Below are 16,603 nucleotides of genomic sequence, written 5' to 3'. Positions count from 1 at the left end.
CCGTATGTATGTTTAATTGAAAGGACCGCAATGTCAAGCCAGAAAGCAACGCGCAATCGCCTCTTCACGCCCCCCTTCGCAGCCGTCGCCTCCGCCCAGCTGTTCTCACTGCTCGGGGAGGCCATCCTCAAGTTCGTGCTGCCGCTCTACCTCTTGAACCTCTCAGGGTCGGCCACCCTCTACGGCATCGTCGTCGCGTGCGCGTTTCTCCCCTACATCTTCCTCACGCCCATCGGAGGTGCGCTCGCCGATCGCGTGAACAAGAAGTACGTCATGGCCGCACTCGACCTCGTCATGGCCGTCTCGGCGCTCGCCTATGTCCTGCTTTCCCAAACAGCCGATCTCGTCGTGCTGACCATCGTCATCCTCATGCTTCTGTACGCGGCGCAAAGCGTCTACCAGCCGACAGTCCAATCGTCGGTTCCCTCGGTGGTCGCGCACGACCGCATTCCCTCGGCTACCGCCATCGTCACGCAGGTAAGCGCGCTCACGGGGCTCGTAGGGCCCGTTGTCGGCGGACTCGTGTTCGGATTCTTCGGCGTCATGCCCATCGTCATCGTGTCGATCGCTGCGTTTTTCGTCTCGTCGATCCTCATTATCCTGTTCGTCAAGATTCCCCCCGTCAAGCACGAATCGACCGGAAGCCCGCTCGGCATCCTGAAAAGCGACATCAAAGAAGCGGCGGCATTCCTCAAGCAGAATCCGATCATGGGAAAGACGATCCTGCTCGCCACCGTCATCAACTTCGTGTCCTCGGCCTTCATCATGGTGGGCACCCCCTACATGATCACCGAGGTGCTCGGGCTCTCCAACCAGCTCATGGGGTTCGCCGAAGCGTCGCTCGCCCTCGGCGGACTCATCGGCGGCATCCTCATATCCGTGAAGCCCGGCCTCTTCCCCATCACCAGAGCTCCCCGGTTTCTCTTCGGGGCAGCGCTCGGCTTCGTACCCATCGCCGTGGTCATGGCCGCAGGCATAGGCCCGATGGCAACGTATGCGATCCTACTCGTCAGCCTCACCTGGATCATGGCGATGTGCTCGATGTTCTCCATCATAGGCATATCGTTTTTGCAGATGGAAACGCCGTCCGACCTCATCGGCAAGGTGATCGCCCTCACCATGTCGGCGGCGAACATCGCCCTTCCTATAGGTCAGCTCGTCTACGGCGTCGGCTTCGATGCCGTTTCCGTGCCGGCGCTCGCCGTATGCGTCGTACTCGTCATGCTCGTCATTTCGGTATTCGCGGCGAAAACGTTCCGCAAGGAATTCGGTACCGGCGCAGGTACCGGCGCCGAGCCGATGGCGACCCCCTGCGAGAAGCCGGCATCGGAAACCATCCCCCTGTAACGCCTGCAACCCCATGAAAGCGAGGCGCTTGCCGAAAACCCATCGAGCAAGCGCCTCAGGGAGAACATTTGTTTGTTTTAAGCAATGTGCCGCTCGTGGAGACGCACGCGGCATCGCAGGGGTACGATGGGTTCATACCGAGGCAAGCATCGAACCCGACCCGAAACGAGGGAGCCCATGGACGCTGAGTTCATCAACCTGACGCCCGAGAACATAGCGACCGAGCATCTGTGCTGCATCATCCGCAGCAGGAAACCGCACCCCGGCGTCGAAGCGAAGAGGCAATGGCTCGCAGACCGGCTGGGCGAAGGCCACGTCTTCAGGAAGCTCGATGCGAAGGCCACGGTCTTCATCGAGTACGCGCCCCTCGAAACAGCCTGGGTTCCCATAGTCGGCGACAACTACGTGTACCTGTACTGCCTCTGGGTCACCGGTGCCTGCAAAGGGCACGGATACGGAAAGCAGCTGCTGGAATACTGCATCGCCGACGCTCGGCAAAAGGGCAAATCGGGCATCTGCATGCTCGGGTCGAAGAGGCAGAAGAACTGGCTGTCCAACCAAGCGTTTGCGAAAAAGCACGGCTTCGAAGTCGTCGACACGACCGACAGCGGCTACGAGTTGCTCGCGCTCTCGTTCGACGGAACGGAGCCGCAGTTCACGCAAAACGCCAAAAGAGAGCGCATCGAGAACCAGGATCTGACGATCTACTACGACATGCAGTGCCCCTTCGTGCCCCAGTACGTCGAATCGATACGGCAGTACTGCAAAGAGAACGGCGTCGCCGTCGCCCTGATCCAGGTGGATACGCTGCAGAAGGCGAAGGAGCTCCCCTGCGTCTTCAACAACTGGGCCACGTTTTACCGGGGCGAGTTCGAATCCGTGAACCTGCTCGCCATCGACCAGCTGAAGAAGCTGATCGAGAAGTAAGGCAACCCGACCTTCCGGAAGCCGATGCCCTCGGTTTCCGACGAGCTTTGCGGCTGCGAACAGCTCGGATCCCGGCTACACGTTGCCCAGATACACGTGCGCAAGCGACGCTTCCGCGATGCGGCGGAACCGCTCGAGCAGCTCGCGCGACGTCGGCTGAGCATCGGCCATGCGGTACGTCGGGAAGAACCGCGAGAGGTGCAGCGGGATGGACGGGTCGATCGAGGCGAGCCATGCGCATTCCCGCTCGAACAGCTCTTCGTCGTCGGACAAGCCGGGAACCACGAGCGTCGTGACCTCCACGTGCGCACCGGCTGCAACAGCAGCCTCGATCGAGCGTTTGACGACGGCAAGCCCCCCGGGCGCACCGAGCGAACGATAGCCCTCCTCGGAGTAGCATTTCAGATCGATGTTGACCGCATCGAGGCAGCGCAGGGCGGCATCCCACGCATCCGCCGAGATGTACCCGTTCGTCACCGCAACGTTCGCGAGCCCCGCCTCGCGGGCAAGCGCGGCGCAATCCAAAAGGTACTCGGGCGCGATCAAGGGCTCGTTGTACGTGTAGGCGATGCCGATGTTGCCGCGGTCGCGCAGATCGAGCGCATGCGCCACAAGTGCTTCGGGAGACACGAAGCGGGCGCCGCTTGCGGCCCTGCCCTCGGCATCGGCCATCGAAATATCGCTGTTCTGGCAAAACGGGCAGCGCAGGTTGCACCCGAAGCTTCCATACGAGAGGACGAGCGAACCCGGATGAAAGCGCGCCAGGGGCTTTTTCTCTATCGGATCGAGCGCGAGAGCCGTAGCCTGCCCGTAGCTCAAAGAAACGATGCGCCCCGCCGATACGGTTCTCGTGCCGCACACGCCGAACGATCCTTCGCGCAATCGGCATTCGTGGGGGCATACGGTGCACACGATCGGGTCGCGCGCGCCCTGCGCTTCGAGCAGCGTTTCGGGAACGAGGGCCGTGCCGAAAGCGTCTGCCCCCCGCGTCTCGCTGCCGCATTCGGGCGCGCCGGCGAACCGGCCGCTATGCGACATGCCGCTTCGCTCACTCATGGCGCACGACCTCGAACCGCTCGATGTCGATGCGATCGAACCCGCCGCGCGGATCGATGCCCGCCTTCATGCACGCGATCCTGATCTGCTCCTCGACCGTATCGACCCCCTCGAGATCGGGAAGCAGAAGCCCGCGCTTGAACCCCTGCGTGACGATGACGCCGTAACGCCTCTCATCGAGGTCGGCCACCGTAGCGGGTTCGGGCGGAAAGAGCACATCGACGCTGATGGAGAGATCGTCGAGCTCGCAGGGCGCTATGGCGGGAAAACGCGGGTCGCGGGTCGAGGCCGAGACGGCGTTCTCGATTACCTCGTCGGCAAGCGTCGGTTGCACAGGTTCGATGGTGCCGATGCACCCGCGCAGCTCGCCGGTGCTCGCGGTGTGGATGGAAACGAAGCACGCCGCCCGCTCGGGCAAGCTACTCGGCAGCGTCGGCGCCGTTGGCACGCTTTTAGTGCGCACGTACTGCTCGACGGTCGCCCGCGCAAGCGCGACAAGGTGATCGGCATCCGAGGCGTCTGCAACCCCGCGCGCGGTCTCCTCGCCGTTTGCCGCAGCCTGCTTTTCGCCGGTCGGCTCGAATGCCGCAACACCGTACCCGACACCGAACGGCCCCTCGTACGACAGCAGCTCGGACGAGAACGCCGCGCCCCCGGCTTGCGCTTCGCCAAGCGCACCGGCCAGCATGATGAATCCCGAAAGCCCGCACTCGGCGGCGTCTTCGCACATCGAAGGATCGAGATCGGCGAATCCGGCTGGATCGCCCGATTCGACCACGGCCGCAAACGCCTCGTCGAAGCGCGGGGCGGCCGGATCGAACCCGTAGGGGCCGTCGGCCTTGAGCTTATGGGACAAGTCGCCGCTCACGAGCAGAACCGCCTTGCGATCGAGGTCGGCCGCCGTCTTCGCCATGCACCGACCGAACGCGAGCAGCTCTTCGCGGGCAACTCCCGAGCCGCCGATCGAGACCGCACGGTAGTTCTCGGACGGATAACGCTGTTCGAGGTAGTACAGGGGAACAAGCACGCCGTGGTCGAGCTCGCGGGCGCGTTCTGAAACGCATCCCGCCGGTAAGCCCGCAGCATCGGCGCACGCGGCGAGCGCATCGCGAAACGCCTCGTCGTACTGCAACGCGAAGGAGACCTCAGATGCCCCGAATTGAGAAAGGGATCCCGCAGCGCCGTCGCCCGCGCCGAGGTAGATCCAATCGGCGTAGTAGGCGCTATGGGGGCTTACGATCAGGATCGTTTCGGGAGCTATCTCTTCGATGCGGCGCGCGACCTCGCGATACCCGGCCAAGGTAGCGGCGATCCCCGACTCGCTCCCCCTGCCCACTTCGGGAACGGCAAGCGGGGGATGCGGAACGACGTACGCGGCTACAAGCGACATGACGGCCTCCTTCGTCCGATGCTGTGTCGCTTCGATTGTACCGCGCATGCCCGCCGCGCGTACAGCATCGCCTCGGCAACGGCCGAGCATACGGGCGCAAGCCGTGTCCGCCAACCGCCTTCGTGCGAGGGATCAGACGCATGACGAAGGCAACTTGCTCGCATATCCGCAGGTCGCAAGAATCCATGCTTCGCCGACATCCCGAAAATCCTCGCACAGAGGCGGTTGGCGGACAAGACAGGCGGCTTGCGGGGCGGTTGGCGGACAGGGCGGGCGGCTTGCGGAGGCAAGACAGTGCGCAGCAAACGAAGACGGACAAGAACGGTTGGCGCACCCGGCGCAGCGAACGAGAGAAGGCCTCCCGCGTCGCTACGAAGTCTCGATGCGCTCCACGAGGTAGCACCTGTGGATCTTGGGATTGCGCGCGAAGTCCTCGGGGATCGTATCGGCCGTGATGTCGGTGAGCCGCACGCCGTAGCGCTCGAGTGTCTCGGTATCGGGTTTAAACGAGCGGAGGTTGCATGAGAACACGGCTTTGCCGCCTCGGGCGAGCAGTCGCGAAACCCCGATGAGCAATTCGGCGTGGTCGCGCTGCACCGACCAGGTATCCTTGCCCATCGCCTTCGAGTTCGAGAACGTCGGCGGATCGACGAAGATGAGGTCGTAGCGCCGCTTGCTCGCCCGCTCCTCCGTTATCCACCGCACCACGTCAGAGCGCACGAACCGATGGTTGCGCCCCGAAAACCCGTTGAGTTTCATGTTGCGCTCAGCCCACGAAAGGTAGGTTTGCGAGAGGTCGACCGTTACGGTGCTCGCCGCACCGCCGCCCGCCGCATGGACCGTGACGGTTCCCGTGTAGGCGAACAGGTTGAGAAACCGCGCGCCCTCGGCCATCGAGCCTACGAGCTCGCGCGTCATGCGATGATCGAGAAAGATGCCCGTGTCGAGGTAGCCGCCGAGATCGATTTCGAAGACGTAGCCCGACTCCCCCGTCCAGGCCACGCGGGAACGACCGCGCATGTCGCGGTACTGCCCGCCGCCCTTATCGCGCCGACGGGTCTTCGAGAACACGTGCGATGCGTCGATGCCGAGCACCGCGGGCACGATGGCGAGCACGTCGCGATAGCGCCGCTGCGCCCGCTCGGCATCAACCGACGAAGGCGCCTCGTATTCCGAAATGTGCACGAACCGCTCGCCCGACGAGCGGCCCGCACCCCCGTACAGGTCGATCGCAACCGCATAATCGGGCAGGTCGGCGTCGTAGAGCCTGAAACAGAGCACGTCGTTTCTGCGGGCCCACTTCATGCGCTCCTTCGCGACTTTGCGAAACCGCGCTGCGAACTGATCGCTGTTCTTTTCGGCCACGGTAACCGACCGCTCGTCGCCGGCAAGCGAGACGACGGGAAGCTCGATGCGCGTCGAGGGAGCCGTTTCGTAGATGCGCAACGAGGTTTCGATGCGGCCGTTGTAGAGTGGCGCAGCCTCGGTAGGCGCAAGCCCGAGCGCCGTATCGATGGAAGCGTCGGGCGTGATGACGGCGAGCGTCCAGCCGTCGGGTACCGCGCTCACACCCTCGGAAAGGGCGGCGTACACGGCAGGCAGCTGGGCCTCTGACGAAAGCCGCTCGCCGTAGGGCGGATTGACCGCCACGAGGCCGAGCGCTCTGCCGTCGCCCATCGGCGCTGCAGCGTCTGCGCCCGCGCGCCCGCCCTGCCCCAGCCATCCGCCGAGCCGGGCGGCATCGGCAACGCGAAACTCCACGGTGTCGGCAAGCCCCGCGCGCTTCGCGTTCTCGTGCGCGATGGCAACGCTCGCCTCGTCGATATCTCCCCCGACGATGCGCGGCATGCTCCCAAGCCCCATCGCCAACCGTTCGTCGGCCTCGTCGAGAAGCGCGTTCCACACCGCTTCGTCATGGCCCTGCCAACCGGAAAACCCCCAGTAGTCGCGCATGATGCCCGGTGCCATGTCGGCGGCGATCATAGCGGCTTCGATGGCGAGCGTGCCCGATCCGCACATGGGGTCGATGAACATCCCGCCGCCCCGGGCGATCTTTCTCCATCCCGCAGCGAGCACGATGCCCGCCGCCAGCGTCTCCTTGAGCGGAGCGTCGGTCTGCACGCTTTCCTTGCGGTAGCCGCGCCGATGGAGCGGCTCGCCCGACAGATCGAGCGCGATCGTCGCCTTTTCGCTGCGCACGGCAACGTCGATGGCGACGTCGGGGCGCTTCGGCTGCACGTCGGGGCGCTGCCCGCGCTCCTCGCGCAGACGGTCGCACACGGCATCTTTCACCTTGACGGCGGTGAACTGGGTGTTGCGCAGGCTGTCGTTCATGCCGTGCGCGTACACGGCGATGGTTCCGCCCTCTCCCGCATGCGCCGCCCAATCGATATCCTTCACGCCTGCGTAGAGCGCATCGGCGTCGCGTGCATCGACACGGGCGAGCACGAGCAGAACGCGCGATGCGACGCGCGACCACAGGCAGGCGCGATACGCGTCGCGTACCGTGCCGAAAAACGCAACGCCCCCTTTAAGGGGACGTACGCGCTGTGCTTTCAGATTCTTCAGTTCGGATGCGAGCAGCGATTCGAAGCCACTCGCGCACCGTGCGAAAAACTCGTAGGTTTCCACGTTATCCGTTCTAGTCTTCCAGGTAGTCTTTCAGTTTGGACGAGCGGGACGGATGGCGCAGCTTCGCAAGCGTCTTGCTCTCGATCTGACGGATACGCTCGCGGGTGACGCCGAATTCGCGGCCCACTTCCTCGAGTGTGCGCGGATGCCCGTCCTCGAGGCCGAAGCGCAGAGAGATCACCTTGCGCTCGCGCTCCGCCAATCCGTCGAGCACCTTGGAAAGCTGCTCTTGCAGCATCGAGAAGCTGGCGGCATCGGGCGGCACCACGGCGGCATCGTCTTCGATGAAATCGCCGAGCTGGCTGTCTTCCTCTTCGCCGATGGGCGTCTCGAGCGATACCGGCTCCTGCGAGATCTTCTGGATCTCGCGAACGCGTTCGGCGGGAAGACCCATCTCCTTGCCGATTTCCTCGGGGGTGGGTTCGCGACCGAGCTCCTGGAGAAGCTGGCGCTGGATGCGGACAAGCTTGTTGATGGTCTCGACCATATGCACCGGGATGCGGATCGTGCGGGCCTGATCGGCGATTGCACGCGTGATGGCCTGGCGAATCCACCAGGTAGCGTAGGTGGAGAACTTGAAACCCTTGGTGTAGTCGAACTTCTCGACCGCGCGGATGAGGCCGAGATTGCCTTCCTGGATGAGATCCAAGAACAGCATGCCGCGGCCCACGTAGCGCTTCGCGATGGAAACGACGAGGCGAAGGTTCGCTTCGACGATCTGCTGCTTCGCGTCGAGGCCGACCTGCTCGATGCGGGTCAGGCGGCGGCGTTCGCGGCGTTCGAGCTCGATGCCCTCGTCCTCGGCTTTTTCGAGCTGCTCGGTCGCCTCGATGCCGGCCTCCATCTTCATGGCGAGGTCGATCTCCTCGGCGGCGGTCAGAAGCGGCACTTTGCCGATTTCCTTGAGGTACATGCGCACGGGATCGCCCGTCAGCATGGTCACCGATGTATCGGTGGAGCGCTTGCGCGATTTTACCTTGCTCTTGCCGCCCACTTTCGGAAGCGGTATCTCAACCGTTGCTTTGAGCTCGTCTTCGGGGATGTCCTCGAGCAGCTCGTCGTCGGTGAAGTTCGTATCGATCTTATCGTCGTCGAGAGAATCGGAGACCGACGAATCGTCGATGACCGAATCGGCGTCGGGTTCGACGTCGAGGTCGTCGTCCTCGATCATATCTTCTTCGATTTCGGTATTCTCGCTGATGGGGTCTTCTGCAGAGGAGATGTTCTTAGAGGCTGGAGCCACGTAGTCTTCCTTTCCGATCAACGTGTTGCCCAAACGGAAGTAACCTGTTTTTGGGCGCAAAGATTCAGCGAATTAATATACCACAAAAATTGCCAGGCTAGAAGAGCTATTCTCGTTCGTTGAAAAGAGCGGAAATTGCAAAATCAAGCGGAGAGAGCTTGTCCGAAAATCTCCGCGAGCCTCAGCCCGTCGCCTCAAAGCGAGATGCCCAAAGAAAAGTTTACCCCGATCAACCCCTCAAGATCTTATCCATCGCCTTGCCCCTCGCCAGCTCGTCAACCAGCTTATCGAGCCAGCGAATCCGCTGCGTGAGCTCATCCTCGATATCTTCGACACGCACGCCGCATACGGTTCCGGTGATTTTCGAGGCGTTCGGGTTGATGCGCGGGGCGCCGGCGAAGAACGTCTCGAAATCGACACCGCTGTCGATGCACGCTCGCAGCCCCGCTTCGTCGTAACCGGTAAGCCACCGTATGATCTCGTCGACCTCTTCGCGGGTACGACCCTTTCTTTCGGCCTTCCGGACGTAGAGCGGATACACGCTTGCGAAGATCATGGTGTAGATCCGCGGTTTTGCGCTTGCCATATTCCGAACTCCCTTGCTCTTTCGCCGAACGGAAGGAAATCCGCCGTCAGTCCCCCGCCCGAACGCTGCCTTCGATGGTCGCGATGCGCCACGCCGTGATGTCCGCGATCAAATCGTAGTCGACAGACTCGCTGTAAGGGAATCGTATTGCGCCTTTGGATTGCCTCATAGCGCACCGCCTCACCGATTGCCGACCTTGCCATGGTAAACGCACGCGTCGGTTCGCGCACTCCGAAAGCGCATCTGTTCCCGATTTGCTACGCACGCAGAACGCGCGTCGATGCCCTGAGCCGGCCCGATCCCGAATCGGCCCGGCTGATCGCTCAGCATAACGCCCGCCAGCCGATTCGCGGCCAAAAAACAGCCCGCCCCGGAACCCATGTCCAACGGGGCGGACCAGCGTGCCATCGCTTCGCACGAACGTGCCGATATGCGTTTTTATTTGCCGGGCACCGGCGGAACGAAGGGCTTCTTCTTCGTTCCGGAAGACTGCACCTTCAGCGTGGGAACGCACGACTGCACCTTGGCACCGGGGGCGTCGCCCATGAAGTCGGCGCTGCTGCCCTCGCCGTCATCGGGTTTGGCCGCACTTGGCGCAGAGGGCACCTTCGGGCCGCCAGGCGCAGCGGGTGCCGACGGCGCGCCGGGTGCACCTGGGGCAGCGGGAACACCAGGGACTCCCGGTGCAGCGGGCGCACCGGGAGCGCCCGCCGTTGCATTTTCATCCATTTGGGCAGTAGGCGGTCTAAAGCACATGATTCTTTCCTTTCTCGTTAGAGCCACTTCAAGCGCAGTGGCAGCGCATGGTTGAACAAAGTCGAACAAAACCGTTGAGCCGAAAGCAAGCATGCGACCCCAGCGGGCAACGGGCCGAGCGCGCTTCGGCGAGTCGCCGCGCCGAAGCGCAAGTCGCTTCGCCCGTAGCGCCTTTCCTATCCCCCGACGCGAACTCGCCGCCGAAGGGCGATCGACGCCGCAAGCACGAGCACCCCTATCGCCGTAAGCGCTACAGCCGAAACCACGATCAGATCGGCGCCGTAGCCTATACCGAGAAGAGCTACGCACCAAGCCCCGACGATAGGGTTGAAGAAGTTCCCGAAGCCCTGCAGCGCACCCGCCGCCGCAATCGCCATAGCCTGCGAGGCCGGCTTGCACAGCTCGGTGATGCGAATGCAGTACGCGGGCCACACGATGCCCACTCCCATGCCCGCAACCACCATGCCCGCATACACGCCCAAAAGCGAGCCCGCATGCGATACCGCGAAGAACCCGGCAGCCATAAGCAGCCACGATGCCGGAATCACGAAATACCTGAGCCGCTGCTTGAGCCATCCGTAGAAGAACGCGCCGAACGCGGCACCGATCATCTGGATCGACAGGGCCAATCCCGTGTCCGCCGCCGTGCCGATCCCCGTGCCCTCAACGTACAGCGACAGGTTGGACGTCACCAGCGTGGCAAACATATTGCCGATGAAGTACACGGCGATCTCGGCCCAAGCGAGCCATTTGATTCCCGACATGACCACCGACAACGTCGGCTTTCCCCCTTTGTCGTCTTTAACCATCGGAATGCGCGGCAAGAGCAGCAACACCAGCGCAAGCGATATCAGGCCGACGCCGTAGCCCAGAAAGCTCAGATGCCAATCTTGAACGGCAAACTGGCCGCCTATGAAGATCATCACCGTACAGCCGATCGCGCCGACGGTCATGTTCCATCCCATCATATTCTCGCGCAGACGGCCCTTGTAAAGGCGGGGAATAATAGAGTCGCATGCGGGAAGCGTCAACCCGGCGCCCATCCCCAAAACCACACGGCACGCGAGAATAGCCTCGAACGACGTGAGGAACATCGGCGCCATGCCTCCCACGACGAACAGGACAAGTCCGCCGATAACCAACGTTCGCGGGTTCACCCGCACCGAAAGCCAGCCGTACAGAATCGAAACGATGCAGCACGCGATGCTCGGCAACGTAACCAGCAATTGCACGATCGAGACCGGTATCTCGGGATACGTAGCGCAGATCGAAGCGATTGCCGGAGATATGCACGCGGAGGCGGAATCCTGCAGCCCGATGGCCAAAACAGGAATAGCCAACACGTACGGATTCATTTCCGTGAAATCCTTTTTCACAATTCCCCCAAAGAAATACGCGCTCGCGAATGAAAGCCCAAGGCCCCGCGTGAGGCTTTGACCCCCACCCGTCCGCATGCGCATCGCCGGCCGTCGGCCAGAACCAAAGCCGGCGATGCGTTGAGCGAAACAGCTTACCTTATTTTCAGCACCCGCGAGCGACGGCCGCTATGCTGCAGAAGACTCGTCTTTGTTCTTAAGAACGTATTTGCGCTGGTACAGGGTCGCTCCAAGAGCGCACAGCGCCGCCAGCACGGCAAACCCGACCACGAGGAAATCGCACGCGGTCCATACACCGCCGGCATCCTCGACGAGTTTGGCGGGCAGGAAGGTGGAAAGAGCGCCGCCCACGTTCGCGCCGATCATGACGAGCCCGAGGCCCATGGCCAAAAACTCAGGGCGCTTCATGGCGTCGGGTGCCATCGCAAAACCGACGGGCATGTTGAACTGGGTCACTGCGGAGAGGACCACGGCGAACACCGTTACGATCACGAAGGACGAGGGAATCCTGAACTGCAACGCGAAAGCGACGGCGCTGATGACGGCAATGACGACCAACAGGATACCGCGATTGCGAATAGCCGTCTTGTTGATAACCCAGCCGACGAGCAGCGAGCCCACCATGCCGCCGAACGTAGAGATGGAAATGATGTTGTTGGCAGTCGTGGGATCGAAGCCGAGTCCGGTTTGCAGGAAGGTCGGGTACAGGCCGGTGTAGCAGCCGCAGCCGACGGCGAGCAAACCGAGGGCAAGCGACATCAGCGCCACCGCCGGTTCCTTCAAACCTTCGAGAACCGACGGCTTCTTCCCGCCGGCAACGGGCTCGGGCTCTTCTATCGCGGGATCCTTTACGAACAGGATGAACAAAACGAGCATGACAGCCTGCATGACCGCCGCGGCGATCCATTCGCCCTGCCAGCCGAACGAAGGTACGAGCACGTTAGCCAGCTGAGCGACGAGCAGGTTTGCAAGGGACACCCAAATGACCCAGATGCCGTTGGGCAAACCGCGCTTATCGGCGGAGAAGTTCGCTGTGATGATGGCGACGCTGACCATGGTCATGCAGCCGTACGAGATGCCTTCGAGGAAGCGGGTGGCGAGCAGCACCTCGAAGGTCGGTGCAAAGGCTCCGATCACATTCTCGATGATGGCTGCCGCGATGACGATAAGGCCGAACTTCTTGGCACCGATCTTCTGCATGATCGCGCCTGCGGGAATGGCGGTGAAGATGCAGGTGAGGCCGACAACCGACATGAGCAAACCAACCTGGCTCATCTCGACTCCGTAGAAGTTCATGATATTGGGCATGTTGACGGGTACTTTGAACATGCCGAAGGCGATGGTGACGCCCGTGAGAAATACGATGAAGAATTGCAGCCAGCTCTTACCGCTGTTCAGCTTAATATCCGTAGCGCTCATTGTTCCCCTTTCTGAAACACAATCGATATCGCTATTCCCTGTCAAGCGGGAAATCCCCTATGTTCAAACTATCGGTAAGCTCGATGGTCCGCCGCACGCCCTTAAAGCCCGTCGATGCGATTTCGAGCGTGTAGGTGCCCGCGTCGAGGTGCTTGAACCAGAAGTCGCCGAATCCGTCGGTTACGGTCTCGAGAACCTCGCCGGCTTCGTCGGTCAACCTCACAGCTGCGCCCTCGATGATGAGGTCGGCCGCCGGATCCCATACCTCGCCCGAAACGAACAAGCCGAACGGGTTGAGATAGTGGACGCGCGGCGCCGTGCCTTCGATATCCCACCGATGCGTCGACTGGGCGATAAGATCGGCGAGATCTTCTTCTTCGCCGAACATGAGAGCCCCGGTCGCGCAGGCGTCCACGCAATGCGGAAGCTTGCCCTCGTCGACCAGATGCGCGCAGCCCGTGCACTTCTGCGGAATCGAAAGCTCCTCGTTCCAATAGATCGCGCCGTAAGGGCATGCGTCCACGAGGGCCTTGTTGTCCTTGGCTTTCTCGGGATCGACGATGACGAGGCCGTCGGCTCGCTTGTACACCGCCTCGGGAGCGGCTTCGATGCAGGGGGCATTGTCGCAATGGTTGCACAGCGCAGGACGGTACTCGGCAAGCACCTTCGGCACCTGACCGTGGATCTTCTCGTGCATCTTCAGCCAGAAGTGGCCCGTGTTCGGCTGCGGTTTCGAATAGGGCATCCAGTCGTTTTCGACGGTTTCGTCTTTGCAGGCAATCTGGCAGCCGTAGCAGCCGTTGCATTTTCCCAAATCGACAACAAATGTTTTCATGGTTTACGCCTCCTCGGTCCAACTCGTGATGCCAACGCCCTCGTCCGGATCGTAGGGACGGTTGAACGCTTCGGGGTACTGCTCGGCCAGCTCGAACACGTCGACCTTCTCGATATCCACCAGAAATCCGCTCGTCACTTCGCCCGGGGCGTTCTTCGACGTGGTCTTCGTCGGCGCGATGAGGTTGTTGGCGCCGCCGCGATCGGATACGCCCGACTCGATCGGATCGAGACGTGCGCCATGGTCCTGGTACACCACCGATTCCCGGATTCGCTCGGTCACGTACGCACCGCCGAGCACCCATCCGCGATCGTTGAGGATCTTGACGATGTCGCCGCTCTCGATCCCGCGCTTCTCGGCGTCCTTGGGGTTGATCCACACCGGCTCGTACTTGTAACCGTCGGGGCCTACCACCTTGCAGGTCGGGATCTCGCGGAACCAGGGGATGTCATCCATGTTCGCATGGATGCGCCACCGAGGATGGTTCGACACGATCAAAAACGGGTACTTCTCGGAGCGGGGGTGCAAAAGGCTTTCCTGATGGCGCTCTCCGTACGGGATGAAGTGGGGTACGGGCGGACGCTCGTCGTCATCGGGGAAATGCTCGGCCAGAGCGGTCGCGTAGAACTCGACCTTTCCGGTCGGCGTGGAAAGAGGATGCGCTTCCGGATCTTCACAGAACGGCCCGAATCCACGGGGCAGCTCCTCCCAATCGTCGAGCGTGGGGGCGATGAAGTAGCCTTTATCCTTGAACTCCTCGAACGATATATCGCTCGGCTTCTCGGCTCCGTCGAAGCCGATCTTGATCCACTCGTCGACGCTCTTGCCCTCGACGAACTCGTCGTACACTCCGAGCTTCTTGGCAACCTCGCCCACGGCCTCCCAGTCGCTCTTCGATTCGCCGATCGGCTCGACGGCCTTCTCCTCGTAGTAGATGAGGCCGAAGGGCGCAGCGCCGTTGTCCTGACCGATGTCCTCCTCCTCGTACTTGGTGTTGATGGGCAGGAGGATGTCGGCGAACAGGCAGTCGTTCTCCATCCAGATATGCTGGGCGACCACGCATTCGATCTTCGGGCTGCGGATCGCCTCGATCATGGAGTTCCCGCCATTCCAGCACGTGGTCCAGCACGGCGTGTCGGTCCAGATCATGTGGATGCCCTGGGCTCCGGGGATGGGATACTGGTACGTGTTGTACTGATCCTCGCGCGGCCAGCCGGCGACGGTGTAGCCCTGCCAGGTCAGCGGATCCTCGGGCGTGTAATCGCCCATGATGGCCTTGGGCACGAGCGTCTTGGGGATAAACGACTTGGTCTGCACGAAGTCCCATCCGCGGTACGCGGCCCCCACGGTCATGTTGCTGGAATAGCACGGGGCCGGCTGCTGCGACGGAAGGCCGTACATGTACCATTCGATGAACTTGACCACGTTGCGCCCCGGCTTGCCCAGGCCCTGCATGGTCATGAGCGCAACTTCGAATCGGGCGGGCTCATGGGAGTAGCAGGAGCGGATGAACGAACCGCCGTTGCCGTGCGCCATGCTCGTACGCTTCTTCGCCCATTCGTGCGCGAGCGCTTTGATCTGGCGCGACGGGACACCGCAGATGGGCGCCGCCCATTCGGGGGTCTTCGGCTCGCCGTCCTCGTTGCCGAGGATGTAGTATTCGAACCAATCGTAGCCGATCGAGTGCGTATCGACGTAATCCTTGTCGAAGAGCCCCTCGGTCATCCACACGTAGGCAATGGCCGCCATGAGAGCGGCATCGGTATTGGGAAGCACCGGAATCCACTTGTCAGCATGCGCTGCAGCTCCGTAGTTCAAATCGGGGCACACGTATACCTGCTTGACGCCGATTTCGGTCAACCAGAAGCAATACTGGCTCGGCAGCTGGCCCTGCCAGCCCCAGGTGGTGGTTTCCATGTCGCACCCGCAGAAGATAAGCATATCGGTGTTCTCGGCGATATCGAGCAAGAGATTGCCCATGTCGAACTGACCGAGCGGATCCTGGCCCCACATGTGCTTGGCACCCCAATACCAACCCTCCCAGCTGTCGGGCTGGCGCGCCTGGTACGTCCAATCGTCGCCGAGGACGTTCATGAGGCGCGTAGCGCAGCCGTGAGAGGCGTGCACGACTTTAGTTTCCCCGTGGCCGTCGCCCTGAATGAAGATGGAGGGCAAGCCGTATTCGTCGATAATGCGGTTTATTTCTCCGGCGATGAGATCGGTCGCCTCGTCCCAGGAAATACGGACGAACTTGCTCTTGCCGCGGTTCTCGGTGTTGCGCTCGCCCCGCGGATCCCAATCGGCACGCTTGTACGGATGGAGGATCCTGTTCTTCGAGTACACGCGCTTTTTATAGGCGTACGCGTACGGCGGAAGAAGCGATTTCATCGTGGAATGAAACTCGCTGCCGCGGGCCTTGATGGTCCACGGCTTCAGATACTCGGCTGAATACTCCTTGTCGTAGCGCATGGGACGCACGCGTACGATCTTGTCGTCCTTCACGTCGACCTCGGCCACATTCGCGCCGATGCCGAAGGAATTCATGCCAGTCGATTTGTAGACTGTCTTTTCCGGCATAAGCCAAACCCCCTTTACTTTACGTTTCGAATGCCGCCGAAACACCGAAACCGCACTTCCCCTTTCATCCGTGGTTCCCTGCTGGTTTCGATACGGCTGCTTCGTCGAACCCGTCTTGACATGCACTTGCATCGTAAAAGCGGGGGCTGCTTCTGGGTAGACAACTTGTTTTCATACGTCGTATGCCGAAATGGAATACCGCGTTTGGGCTGCTAGAAGGCGTGCCGAAGCGGAGGCGTCCATACGTCTCCAGCGTTGTGGCGGCGCGGGTTTCGATGGCCGCATCCCACCTGAGCGGATGCCGAGCGCGCTCATGCGCGACCGCATCGCGCGAAGTCGCCTCCCCCCGAAAGTTCGGCGAGGGCGCGGCGGTTCGCCAACCGACGGATGCACGCCGGAATACCTGTTTTTGCGCGAAGTGTTGCGCTGTCGGGCGGGCTCGAAGGGTCCCGGTTCTTCG

At 62.0% G+C, this 16,603-nt stretch carries 13 protein-coding genes; 2 read left to right on the top strand and 11 right to left on the bottom strand.

Features of this window, described 5'->3' with window-relative positions:
- The first annotated feature begins 30 nt into the window (after nt 1-30).
- The gene (locus MWL89_RS07140) at nt 31-1,347 is read left to right on the top strand and encodes an MFS transporter (RefSeq protein ID WP_244412402.1); all 1,317 of its coding nucleotides are present in this window, start codon (nt 31-33) and stop codon (nt 1,345-1,347) included.
- A 177-nt stretch (nt 1,348-1,524) separates the two neighbouring features.
- On the top strand, nt 1,525-2,274 hold the full coding sequence (locus MWL89_RS07135) for a GNAT family N-acetyltransferase (protein WP_244412400.1): 750 nt from the start codon (nt 1,525-1,527) through the stop codon (nt 2,272-2,274).
- A 75-nt stretch (nt 2,275-2,349) separates the two neighbouring features.
- Here MWL89_RS07135 and amrS read toward each other — a convergent pair whose 3' ends face one another.
- From amrS to MWL89_RS07085, 11 genes are all read right to left on the bottom strand, one after another.
- On the bottom strand, nt 2,350-3,330 hold the full coding sequence (amrS, locus tag MWL89_RS07130) for an AmmeMemoRadiSam system radical SAM enzyme (protein WP_244412398.1): 981 nt from the start codon (nt 3,328-3,330) through the stop codon (nt 2,350-2,352).
- Nucleotides 3,323-4,720, bottom strand: coding sequence for an AmmeMemoRadiSam system protein A (gene amrA / locus MWL89_RS07125; RefSeq protein WP_244412396.1), 1,398 nt, complete (start codon nt 4,718-4,720; stop codon nt 3,323-3,325). The genes amrS and amrA overlap by 8 nt, the downstream gene beginning before the upstream one ends.
- Before the next feature lie 369 nt (nt 4,721-5,089).
- Nucleotides 5,090-7,351 carry a bifunctional 23S rRNA (guanine(2069)-N(7))-methyltransferase RlmK/23S rRNA (guanine(2445)-N(2))-methyltransferase RlmL gene (gene rlmKL, locus MWL89_RS07120; RefSeq protein WP_244412394.1) on the bottom strand — a complete coding sequence of 754 codons (2,262 nt, stop codon included), beginning with the start codon at nt 7,349-7,351 and terminating at the stop codon, nt 5,090-5,092.
- Nucleotides 7,352-7,361: 10 nt separating this feature from the next.
- Entirely contained in the window at nt 7,362-8,522 is a 1,161-nt protein-coding gene (gene rpoD, locus MWL89_RS07115; RefSeq protein WP_244412591.1) for an RNA polymerase sigma factor RpoD, read from the bottom strand.
- Nucleotides 8,523-8,823: 301 nt separating this feature from the next.
- Entirely contained in the window at nt 8,824-9,180 is a 357-nt protein-coding gene (locus MWL89_RS07110; protein ID WP_102378357.1) for a DUF2200 domain-containing protein, read from the bottom strand.
- A 46-nt stretch (nt 9,181-9,226) separates the two neighbouring features.
- The gene (locus tag MWL89_RS16315) at nt 9,227-9,349 is read right to left on the bottom strand and encodes a hypothetical protein (protein ID WP_279611964.1); all 123 of its coding nucleotides are present in this window, start codon (nt 9,347-9,349) and stop codon (nt 9,227-9,229) included.
- 269 nt (nt 9,350-9,618) lie between these two features.
- Complete coding sequence (locus tag MWL89_RS07105; RefSeq protein ID WP_244412392.1) at nt 9,619-9,936, bottom strand: hypothetical protein; 318 nt, start codon at nt 9,934-9,936, stop codon at nt 9,619-9,621.
- Nucleotides 9,937-10,112: 176 nt separating this feature from the next.
- Nucleotides 10,113-11,291, bottom strand: a complete 1,179-nt coding sequence (locus tag MWL89_RS07100; protein ID WP_244412390.1) for an MFS transporter — start codon at nt 11,289-11,291, stop codon at nt 10,113-10,115.
- Nucleotides 11,292-11,480: 189 nt separating this feature from the next.
- Entirely contained in the window at nt 11,481-12,731 is a 1,251-nt protein-coding gene (locus MWL89_RS07095; protein WP_244412388.1) for an MFS transporter, read from the bottom strand.
- A 31-nt stretch (nt 12,732-12,762) separates the two neighbouring features.
- Nucleotides 12,763-13,566: a 4Fe-4S dicluster domain-containing protein gene (locus tag MWL89_RS07090; protein WP_244412387.1), complete on the bottom strand. Its 804-nt coding sequence runs from the start codon at nt 13,564-13,566 to the stop codon at nt 12,763-12,765.
- Nucleotides 13,567-13,569: 3 nt separating this feature from the next.
- Nucleotides 13,570-16,143: a molybdopterin-dependent oxidoreductase gene (locus MWL89_RS07085; RefSeq protein WP_244412385.1), complete on the bottom strand. Its 2,574-nt coding sequence runs from the start codon at nt 16,141-16,143 to the stop codon at nt 13,570-13,572.
- Between the last annotated feature and the right edge of the window lie 460 nt (nt 16,144-16,603).

This window comes from Raoultibacter timonensis (genome assembly GCF_022845715.1).
Lineage (GTDB): Bacteria > Actinomycetota > Coriobacteriia > Coriobacteriales > Eggerthellaceae > Raoultibacter > Raoultibacter timonensis.
The sequence above is the reverse complement of the archived record's forward strand: the minus strand, read 5'-3'. Positions and strand labels throughout refer to the sequence as shown.